The organism is Streptomyces sp. NPDC005494, from assembly GCF_042872025.1.
GTDB lineage: Bacteria > Actinomycetota > Actinomycetes > Streptomycetales > Streptomycetaceae > Streptomyces.
Genome location: NZ_JBIAJR010000024.1, coordinates 1 through 10,567, shown reverse-complemented (window position 1 = coordinate 10,567; position 10,567 = coordinate 1). Strand labels below are relative to the sequence as shown.

Below are 10,567 nucleotides of genomic sequence, written 5' to 3'. Positions count from 1 at the left end.
CCATCAGCGAACCTCTCATCCGCCAACCACCCCTGCACCACACCCAAAACCCCACCGACAACACCCCGCAACGCCCCCGGAACATCCGCCCCAGGCGCCTCCGGCACCGCGAACACCACCGCATCCGCATCCACCTCACCGGCGGCGGGAACGTCCTCCCACCAGGCGAACGAACCCGTATCAAAAGCGGCCGAGCCTCCAGCCACCACACCCCACTCAACCGCCAGCAACGAACCACCAGCAGCCCCACGCCCACCCGCACTCAACTGCTCAGCGGACACCTCACGCGCCACCAGCGACCCCACCGACAACACGGGAACTCCCGCACCATCAGCCACCTCCAACGCCAGCTGACCCGTACCACCCCGCACGATCCGCACCCGCACCACCGACGCACCCACCCCGAACAGCGACACACCCGCCCACGAGAACGGCAAGTGCGGGGCACCGTCAGCAGGGGTTTCGGTGATCATCGCCGCGTGCAGGGAGGCGTCGAGCAGAGCGGGGTGCAGTCCGAACCGGCCCGCATCCTCATGGGCCTCGTCAGGAAGGGCGACCTCGGCGAAGATCTCCTCACCTCGCGTCCAGACAGCCTTCAAGCCCTGGAACACCGGGCCATACTCATATCCCTGCTCAGCCAGCCGCTCATACGCACCCGATACGGGCACCGACACCGCACCAGCCGGCGGCCACGCCACCAGATCGAAGTCAGGAGAAGGTGCATCCGGGCGCAGCGTCCCCTCGGCGTGGAGGGTCCAGGGTGCCTCGGAGTCGCCCTCCGGCCGCGAGTGGACGACCACCTGCCGCCCGCCGTCCTCGGTCGGAGCATCGACGGCTACCTGGACCTGCATCCCGTTGCTGTCAGGAAGCACGAGGGGAGCCTGAAGGGTCAGCTCCTCCAGCAGCCCGCACCCGACCTCCTCACCCGCACGCAGGGCCAGCTCCACCAGGCCCGTCCCCGGCACCAGCACACTCCCCAGCACACCGTGGTCAGCGAGCCAGGGGTGGGAGTTGAGGGAGAGCCGGCCCGTCAGGACCACCCTCTCGTCCGGCGTGCTCACGGCGGCTCGGAGCAGGGGGTGATCGAGGGCGGTCTGCCCCGCACCGGAAGCGTCACCCTTGGCCGCCGCGTTGGTGAAGCTCTCCTGCCAGTAGCGCTGTCGCTGGAAGGCGTACGTGGGCAGGTCTACACGGCGGCCTCCGCTGTCCTGAAGGAACGCGCTCCAGTCGACGGGTACACCTCGGAGGTGTGCCGCGCCGAGCCCGGCCAGCAGTTCGCGTTCCTCGGAACGGTCACGCCGCTGGGTCGGGATCAGGGCGGCGGCGTCCTGCTGCTCGTCTCCTGCGGAGACACAGTCCTGCGCGAGCGCTGACAGTACGGTGTCGGGACCGATCTCGAGGAACGTCGTGACGTTCTTGGACTCCAGGTAATGGATGCCGTCCGCGAAGCGCACAGCCTGCCGCGCGTGCCGCACCCAGTACTCGGGCGAGCGGAGTTCGGCGACGGTGGCGAGCTCCCCGGTGACGTTCGACACGACGGGGATGTTCGGGCTGTTGTAGGTGAGGGTGGCGGCCAGCTGGCCGAACACCTCCAGGATGGGTTCCATCAGGGGTGAGTGGAAGGCGTGCGAGACCCGCAGACGGCTCGTTTTGCGACCCTCCGCCTCGAAACGGGCGGCGACCTCCAGTACCTCATCCTCAGCACCGGAGATGACGACCGCTTCCGGACCGTTCACCGCAGCAATGCTCACCGCGTCCGACGTCAGATACCGAAGAACCTCGTCCTCCGACGCACGGATGGCGACCATCGCGCCACCAGCCGGCAACGCCTGCATCAACCGCGCACGGGCAGCCACCAACCGCGCCGCATCCCCCAGCGAGAGAACACCCGACACGTGCGCGGCCGTCAGCTCACCCACCGAATGCCCGGCCAGGAAGTCCGGGCGCACACCCCACGACTCCAGCAACCGGAACAACGCCGTCTCGAAAGCGAAAAGGGCCGGCTGCGTGAACTCCGTCCGCTCCAGAACCCCCGCATCCTCACCCCACACCACATCCCGCAACGACCCCGACAGATGACCGTCCAGCTCCGCCACCACCGCATCAAAAGCCGCAGCAAACACCGGGAACGCGCCGTACAGCTCACGCCCCATCCCCACCCGCTGCGCACCCTGCCCCGTGAACAGGAACGCCGTTCGGCCTCGGCGGCGCAGGGGGGCAGGAGTCTCCCTCCGGGCGAAGTCGGCCAGTGCGGCATCGAGTTCGTCGCGGTTCTCGCCGATGAGGACCGCTCTGTGCTCGAGCGTGGCTCGGCCCGTGGCCAAGGAGTGGGCGATGTCGAGCGCCCGGGCTTCGGGGTGGGCCGTGAGGTGATCACGTAGCCGTTCGGCCTGGGCCGTGAGGGCCTGCGGGGTCTTCGCGGAGAACACCCAGGGAATCACGGACGGGGTACGCCGCGGGCTGCCGGCAACGGTCGGGGTGACCTCGTCGGCGGACGGGGCCTGTTCGACGATGACGTGGGCGTTCGTACCGCTGATCCCGAAGGAGGAGACGGCGGCTCGCCGGGGGCGCCCGGTCTCCGGCCACTCCCGGGCTTCGGTCAGCAGCTCCACGGCTCCCGCGGACCAGTCCACCTGGGGGGTGGGCTCGTCCAGATGGACGATGCCGGGCAGGAAGCCCTCGCGCATGGCCAGGACCATCTTGATGACGCCGCCGACCCCGGCCGCGGCCTGGGTGTGCCCCAGGTTGGACTTCAGAGCGCCGAGGAGCAGCGGCTCTCCGCCGGGTGCACGCTCACGGCCGTAGGTGGCCATCAGGGCCTGTGCCTCGATGGGGTCTCCGAGGGTGGTGCCCGTGCCGTGGGTCTCCACGGTGTCGATGTCGGCGGCGGTCAGGCCTGCATCGGCCAGCGCCTGCCGGATGACCCGCTGCTGGGAGGGACCGTTGGGGGTGGTGAGCCCGCTGGAGGCACCGTCCTGGTTGAGGGCGGAGCCCCGGATCACCGCGAGCACCGGGTGCCCGTTGGCACGGGCGTCGGAGAGGCGTTCCAGCAGGATGAGCGCGGCGCCTTCGGAGCACCCCGTGCCGTCCGCGCCCGCCGAGAAGGACTTGCAACGGCCGTCGGCCGCCAGGCCGCGCTGTTCGCTGAAGTAGACGAACATGTCGGGTTCCGTCATCACGGTGACGCCGCCGGCGAGGGCGAGCGTGCACTCGCCCTTGCGGAGGGCCTGGGCGGCCCAGTGCAGGGCGACCAGCGAGGAGGAGCACGCCGTGTCCACTGTGACCGCCGGGCCCTCCAGCCCAAGGGTGTAGGCGACCCGGCCCGTGACCAGGCTGCCGTCGCTGCTGCCGGGCCCGTAGTCGTGGTACATCACGCCTGCGTAGACCCCGGTCGCGGAGCCCTTTGCGGACGTCGGGTCGATGCCCGCGCTCTCGAAGGCCTCCCAGGCGGTCTCCAGAAGCATCCGCTGCTGCGGGTCCATACCCAGCGCCTCGCGGGGGCTGATCCCGAAGAACTCGGGATCGAAGTCCACGGCATCGTAGAGGAAGCCACCCTCGCGGGCGATGGACTTGCCGGCGACGCCGGGCTCCGGGTCGTACAGAGCGTCGAGGTTCCAGCCTCGGTCCGTGGGGAACCCGGCAACGGCATCCTTGCCGTCACGGACCAGGCGCCACAGCTCCTCCGGGGTGCGTACGCCGCCGGGGTAGCGGCACGCCATGCCGACAATGGCGACGGGTTCGTCGGCACGGTCGGCGAGCTGCTGGTTCTGCTGTCGCAGCCGTTCGTTCTCCAGCATGGACGAGCGCAGTGCTTCGACGATCTGCTCAGCGGATGCTTCCACGTGATTGTCCCTGGTTTCTCGCTGGGTGACCGGATGCTGTCAGGACTTGTCGGTGCCGAGAGCGGCCCGTACCAGGTCCTCGATGTTCATGCTCTTGATCGCGTCGCTGCGGGTGCTGTCGCTGCCGCCGTCGCTGCCGGATTCCTCGGACCCGTTGCCAGGTGCCGGGGTCTCCGCGGAGAGCTGGAGCAGGGTGTCCAGCAGTCCGGCCTCGCGGAGGCGGGCGATGGAGACGGTCCCGATCCGCCGCTGGAGTTCGGCGTCGTCACCGGACGCGGCCGGCGCCTGTGCGCCGCCGCCCGTGCCGTTCGCGGCCGGAGCGGAGGTGGGCGGTGCCAGGGCTTCGATGCCGGGCAGGAGCTCCTCCAGGAGGAACTTCGCCAGGGTCATCGGGTTCGGGTAGTCGAACATCAGTGTGGCGGGGAGCCGCAGCCCGGTCGCCGAGCTGAGACGGTTGCGCAGCTCGATCGCGGCGAGCGAGTCCAGACCCAGCTCGGTGAAGCCCTTCTCCACGTCGATCGCGTCCGGTTCGTCATGCCGGACGGCCGCGACGTGGGTGCGCACGGTGTCCAGGAGGACCCGGTCGCGCTCCTGTCCCGGCAGTGCCGCGAGACGCTCTTCGAGCGACTGGGTGCTCTGCGTGTCCGGTGCGGAGCCCCGGGCGCGCTGGGTGCCGCGGGTCCCCTGAGTGCCGGCGGCCGGGCGGGCGGCGCGCGCGGTGGAGCGCTGTACGACTTCGCGGAACACGGCCGGCACGGAGCCGGACGCGGTCATCGCCGCGGCGTCGATCCTCAGCGGCACCACGGTCGGTGCGGCCAGGCCGAGCGACTGGTCGAAGAGGACCAGTGCCTCGGCCGAGGAGAGCGCGGGCAGGCCCATGGCCGCCATCCGCTGTTCCTCGAGGTCCTCGTCGACTCCGGCGCCGCCGAGGCCGGTCCGGGTGGCCCACAGGCCCCAGGCCAGCGAGACCGCGGGAAGCCCCTGGGTCCTGCGGTGGGCGGCGAGCGCGTCCAGGAAGCGGTTGGCCGCGGCATAGTTGCCCTGGCCCGCTCCCATGGCCAGGCCGGACACCGAGGAGAACAGGACGAATGCCTTCAGCGGCATGTCCCGGGTGAGCTCGTGCAGATGCCAGGCCGCGTCGACCTTGGGCCGGAACACCCCGTCGAGCTGCTCGGTGGTCAGCGCGTCGATCAGGGCGTTGTCCATCACTCCGGCCGCGTGCACCACCGCGGTCAGCGGCTGGTCCGCCGGGATCGCGGCGAGCAGGCCGGCCACGGCGTCACGGTCGGCCGTGTCGCAGGCCGCGACGGTGATCTCGGCGCCCAGTGCGCCGAGTTCGTCGCGCAACGCAGCAGCACCGGGTGACTCGGCGCCACGGCGGCCGGTGAGCACCAGGTGGCGGACGCCGTGGGCGCTGACCAGGTGCCTGGCGAGCACCGCTCCGAGGCCGCCGAGACCACCGGTGACCAGGACCGTGCCGGTCGGACCCCACGTCTGCGGCGTGTCTCCCTCGGCTGCGGAGACCCGGGCCAGCCGCGGCACCTTCACCTCGCTCCCGCGAACCGCAGCTTCCGGTTCGCGGAGCGAAGCCACGGCGGGCAGCGTCCGACGGGCGGTGGCCGAGCCGTCCAGGTCGACCAGGACCAGGCGGTCCTGATGTTCCTGCTGCGCAGACCGGATCAGGCCCCAGACGGGGGCTTGCGAGAGATCGTTCGGCGTTTCCTCGGAGGGTTCGGTCTCGGTGAGTACACCGCCGTGGGTGAGGAGCATGAGCCGCGAGTCGGCGAACCGGGGGTCGGCCAGCCAGTCCTGGACGAGCCCGAGGACCTCCGCCGCCGTCCGGTGGGTGCGCTCGGCCACATCGTCGCCCTCCGCCGCGCCGGAGCAGCGGTGGAGGACCAGCTCGGGCGCCTTGGTGCCGGCGTCGACGACGGCGCGCAGCGCGGCGAGGTCGGCATGGACCGGCAGGGCGCCGGGAGCGAGGCCGAGGTCGGCTGCGAGACCGAGATCGTCCTCACCGACGACGGCCCAGTCGCCCAGGGTGGCGTCGGAGTGTGCTCCGACCGGCAGTTGGCTCCAGCCCAGCCGGAACATCGACTCGAGGTGACGGGTTCCGGTGGATGCCGCGGCGGCTGCCGAGACCCGGTCGGGCGTGACGGCCCGGACCACCAAGGACTCGACGCTCGCGACGGGCGTGCCGTGCTCGTCGGCGAGCTCCAGCCGGACCGCGTCGGAGCCGACCGCCTCGTCGGATCCCGTCCAGTTGATCCGTACGCGGAAGCAGGCGGCGCCGCCCGAGTGCAGGGACACACCGGACCAGGAGAACGGCAGCATGGAGGCACCGACGTCCTGGGGCTTCCGGCCGCCGAGGAAGTCCGTGGCGCTGAGCGCCGCGTCCAGCAGGGACGGATGCATGCGGTACCGCGCGGCCTCGTCCCGTGCGTAGTCCGGGAGGGCGACCTCCGCGAAGACCTCCTTGTCGCGCTGCCATACCGCCTTGAGGCCGCGGAACATCGGACCGTAGTGATAGCCCTGCGCGGTCAGGTAGTCGTAGACGTTGCTGACGTCGACCGGTTCGGCACCGGCCGGCGGCCAGACCCCGTAGCCGACGTCGAGCTCCTCGGGAGTGACCGGCTCACGGTTCTCGACGGCCAGGTATCCGGAGACGTGCCGGGTCCACTCCACCTGCGGCGGCGCGTCCTCGACGCGCGAGTAGACGGCCAGCGAGCGGCGGTCCGCGTCGTCGGGCGCGCCGACGACCACCTGCACCGCGACCCCGTCACCGTTCTCCGGCAGGGGCATCAGCGCCTCGATGACGAGTTCCTCGACCAGGTCGCAGCCGACCTCCTCGGCGGCACGGAGCGCGAGTTCGACGTAACCGGTGCCGGGCAGCAGCACGGTACCCAGCACGTCGTGGTCGGCGATCCACGGGTGCGTGGTCACCGAAAGGCGACCGGTGAGGACCACGCTGCCTCCCTCGGGCGAGACCACCACGGACGTGAGCAGCGGATGCCCGGCGGCCACCTGACCGAGACCGGCGGCGTCCACGGCAGGCGCCTCGGCGGCGTCCAGCCAGAAGTGCCGCTTCTCGAAGGCGTAGGTGGGCAGGTCTACGCGGCGGGCTCCGGTGGGCGCGTAGAAGGCGGCCCAGTCCGGGACATGACCCACGGTGTGCAGCCGCGCAAGCGCCGTGACCAGCGCCTCGGGCTCACTCTGCTGACGGCGCAGACCCGGCACGAACACCGCGTCGGCCGCCGAATTCTGCGCCAACGCGGTGAGCACCGCGTCGGGACCGACCTCCAGGAACACGGACACCCCGGCGGCTGACAGGGCGCGAACACCGTCCCCGAAACGCACGGCTTCCCGAACGTGGCGCACCCAGTACTCGGGGGTGCGCAGGTCGTCGGGGGTTGCCAGCTCGCCGGTGACGTTGGAGACCACCGGGATACGGGCCTCGCCGAACGACACGCTCTCGGCGACCGCACGGAACTCGGCCAGCATCGGCTCCATCAGCGGCGAGTGGAACGCATGCGAAACCCGCAGACGACTCGTCTTACGGCCCTCCGCCTCGAAGCGGGCGGCGACCTCCAGCACCTCATCCTCGGCACCGGAGATAACCACCGCGTCCGGACCGTTCACCGCAGCGATGCCCACCGCGTCCGACGTCAGATACGGAAGGACCTCGTCCTCCGACGCACGCACGGCGACCATCGCCCCACCCGCCGGCAGGGCCTGCATCAACCGCGCACGCGCAGCCACCAACCGCGCCGCATCCGCCAGAGACAGCACACCCGCCACGTGCGCGGCCGTCAGCTCACCCACCGAATGCCCGGCCAGGAAGTCAGGGCGCACACCCCACGACTCCAGCAACCGGAACAACGCCGTCTCGAACGCGAACAACGCAGGCTGCGTGAACTCCGTCCGCTCCAGAACCCCCGCATCCTCACCCCACACCACATCCCGCAACGACCCCGACAGATGGCCGTCCAGCTCCACCACCACCGCATCAAAAGCCGCAGCAAACACCGGGAACGCGCCGTACAGCTCACGCCCCATCCCCACCCGCTGCGCACCCTGACCCGTGAACAGGAACGCCAGTGCACCGACCGACCGCGCAATGCCCTGAACGACAGTGGAGTTCTCGCGCCCGTCCTTCAACGCAGCCAAACCGGCGATCAGTTGTTCCTTGTCCGCCGCCAGCACCACCGCGCGGTGATCCAGCGCCGCACGGGAGGTGGCCAGGGAGAACCCGAGGTCGTACAGGTCGAGTTCGGGGTTGTCCGCCAGGTGGGTGTGGAGCTGCTCCGCCTGGGCGGCCAGCGATGTCGCGCCGGTCGCGGACAGGGCGAGCGGTACGGGCACGGCGTCCGTGGCCGGATCGGCGAGGCGCTCCGGGGCCTGCGGGGCGGAGGGCTCCGCGGCCTGCTCCAGGATGATGTGGGCGTTGGTACCGCTGAGCCCGAAGGACGAGACAGCGGCCCTGCGGGGGCGGCCGGTCTCGGGCCAGTCACGGGCCTCGGTCAGCAGCTCCACGGCGCCCTCCGACCAGTCCACCTGGTCCGAGGGGCGGTCCACGTGCAGGGTCGCGGGCATCTGGCCGTGGCGCAGTGCCATCACGGCCTTGATGATGCCGCTGACGCCGGCTGCGGCCTGGGCGTGGCCGATGTTGGACTTGATGGAGCCCAGCCACAGCGGCTGCCCCTCCGGGCGCTCCTGGCCGTAGGTGGCCAGCAGGGCCTGGGCCTCGATCGGGTCGCCGAGGCGGGTGCCGGTGCCGTGGCCCTCGACCATGTCGACGTCGGTCGTGGTGAGGCCGGCGGAGGCCAGGGCCTGCTGGATGACGCGCTGCTGGGAGGGGCCGTTGGGGGCCGTGAGTCCGTTGCTCGCACCGTCCTGGTTCACGGCCGAGCCGCGCACCACCGCGAGCACCGGGTGACCGTTCCGCCGGGCGTCCGACAGCCGCTCCACCAGGAGCAGGCCGAGTCCCTCGGACCAGCCGGTGCCGTCCGCGCCTGCGGAGAAGGACTTGCAGCGGCCGTCGGCCGCCAGGCCCCGCTGCTGGCTGAAGTCGACGAAGATGTCCGGGTTGGGCATCACGGTGACGCCGCCGGCCAGTGCCATGTCGCAGTCACCGGACCGCAGGGCCTGGATCGCCGAGTGCAGGGCCACGAGGGACGACGAGCAGGCGGTGTCCACGGTGACGGCCGGGCCTTCCAGACCCAGGGCGTAGGAGACGCGCCCGGACGCTATGGAACCGGCGCTGCCGTTGCCCAGGTAGGGCGTCAGTTCATCGGACACGGTGCCGGCCCGGGAGCCGTAGTCGTGGTACATGATGCCGACGTAGACGCCGGTCCGGGAGCCGCGCAGCGAGTCCGGAGCGATCCCGGCACGCTCGATGGCTTCCCAGGCCCCCTGGAGCAGCACCCGCTGCTGGGGGTCCATGGCCAGGGCCTCGCGCGGCATGATGTCGAAGAACTCGGGGTCGAAGTCCGCGGCGTCGTGCAGGAACCCGCCGTCACGGGCGTAGGTCTTGCCCGGAATTCCGGGCTCGGGGTCGTAAAGGGCGTCGGCGTCCCAGCCACGGTCGGCGGGGAATCCGGTGATGGCCGAGCGGCCTTCGGCGACCAGTTGCCACAGGTCCTCGGCGCTTCTGACGTCGCCGGGGAAGCGGCAGCTGATGCTGACGATGGCGATCGGGTCGTCGGCGGCTGCGGGCACGGCGGCACGCACGGCCGGTGCCGCAGGGGCGGAGACGCCGTCCAGCCGCGAGCCGATGAAGTCGGCGACCGCACGGGAGTTGGGGTGGTCGAAGACGAGGGTGGCCGGGAGCCGTACGCCGGTGGCACCGGTGAGGGCGTTACGGAACTCCACCGCCGCGAGCGAGTCGAAGCCCATGTCCTTGAACGCCCGGTCCGGGCTGACGCCTTCGGCTCCGCTGTGGCCGAGCACGGTGGCGGCTTCGGCCCTGACCAGTTCGAGCAGGGCCCGGGAGCGTTCGGCCGCGGTGCCGACGAGAAGTCCGCCGAGCCGGGCCTCCGCCCCGGCCGCGCCCGTGGCAGCGGCGCGCCGAGCCGTGCGGCCGGGGCGGTGCACCAGGTCCCGCAGGAGTGCGGGAAGCTCGCCGGAGCGGGCCGAGAGAGCGGCGGCGTCCACGGGCAGCGGTACGAGAGCCGGGAGTCCGGTGCCGAGGGCGGCGGAGAAGAGGGCCAGCCCTTCCTCGACGGCGAAGGCGGGAGTGCCGAGCCGGTTCATCCGGTCGAGGTCGGCCTCGGAGAGGGATCCGCCGAGGCCGGTGTCCACGGCCCACATGCCGAACGCCAGTGAGGTGGCGGGCAGTCCGGCGGCCCTCCGGTGGAGGGCGAGGGCGTCCAGGAACACGTTGGCCGCCGCGTAGTTGCCCTGTCCGGCGGCGAGAACCAGACCGCCTGCGGAGGAGAACAGCACGAACTGCTTCAGGTCCAGGTCGCGGGTCAGCTCGTGCAGGTGCCAGGCACCGTCGGCCTTCGGCCGCAGCACGGCGTCCAGTCGCTCGGCCGTGAGTGTGCCGGTGAGTCCGTTGTCGGCCACCGCCGCGGCGTGCACGACGCCGGTGAGGGGGTGCTGGGCGTCGATGCCGGCGAGCAGCGCGCCGAGCGCGTCCCTGTCCCCCGTGTCGCACGCAGCGACCGTGACGACAGCACCCGCCTCCCGCAACTCGGCAGCCAGCTCCACCGCACCCGGAGCCT

2 protein-coding genes are annotated in these 10,567 nt (G+C 71.4%); both read right to left on the bottom strand.

What is annotated here, in order from left to right:
* The coding region (locus tag ACFYQ6_RS34795) for a type I polyketide synthase (protein ID WP_388766849.1) at positions 1-3,842 on the bottom strand (3,842 nt) is incomplete at its 3' end.
* Between the two features lie 39 nt (positions 3,843-3,881).
* Positions 3,882-10,567: type I polyketide synthase (locus tag ACFYQ6_RS34790; protein ID WP_388766847.1), on the bottom strand; the 6,686-nt coding region annotated here is incomplete at its 5' end.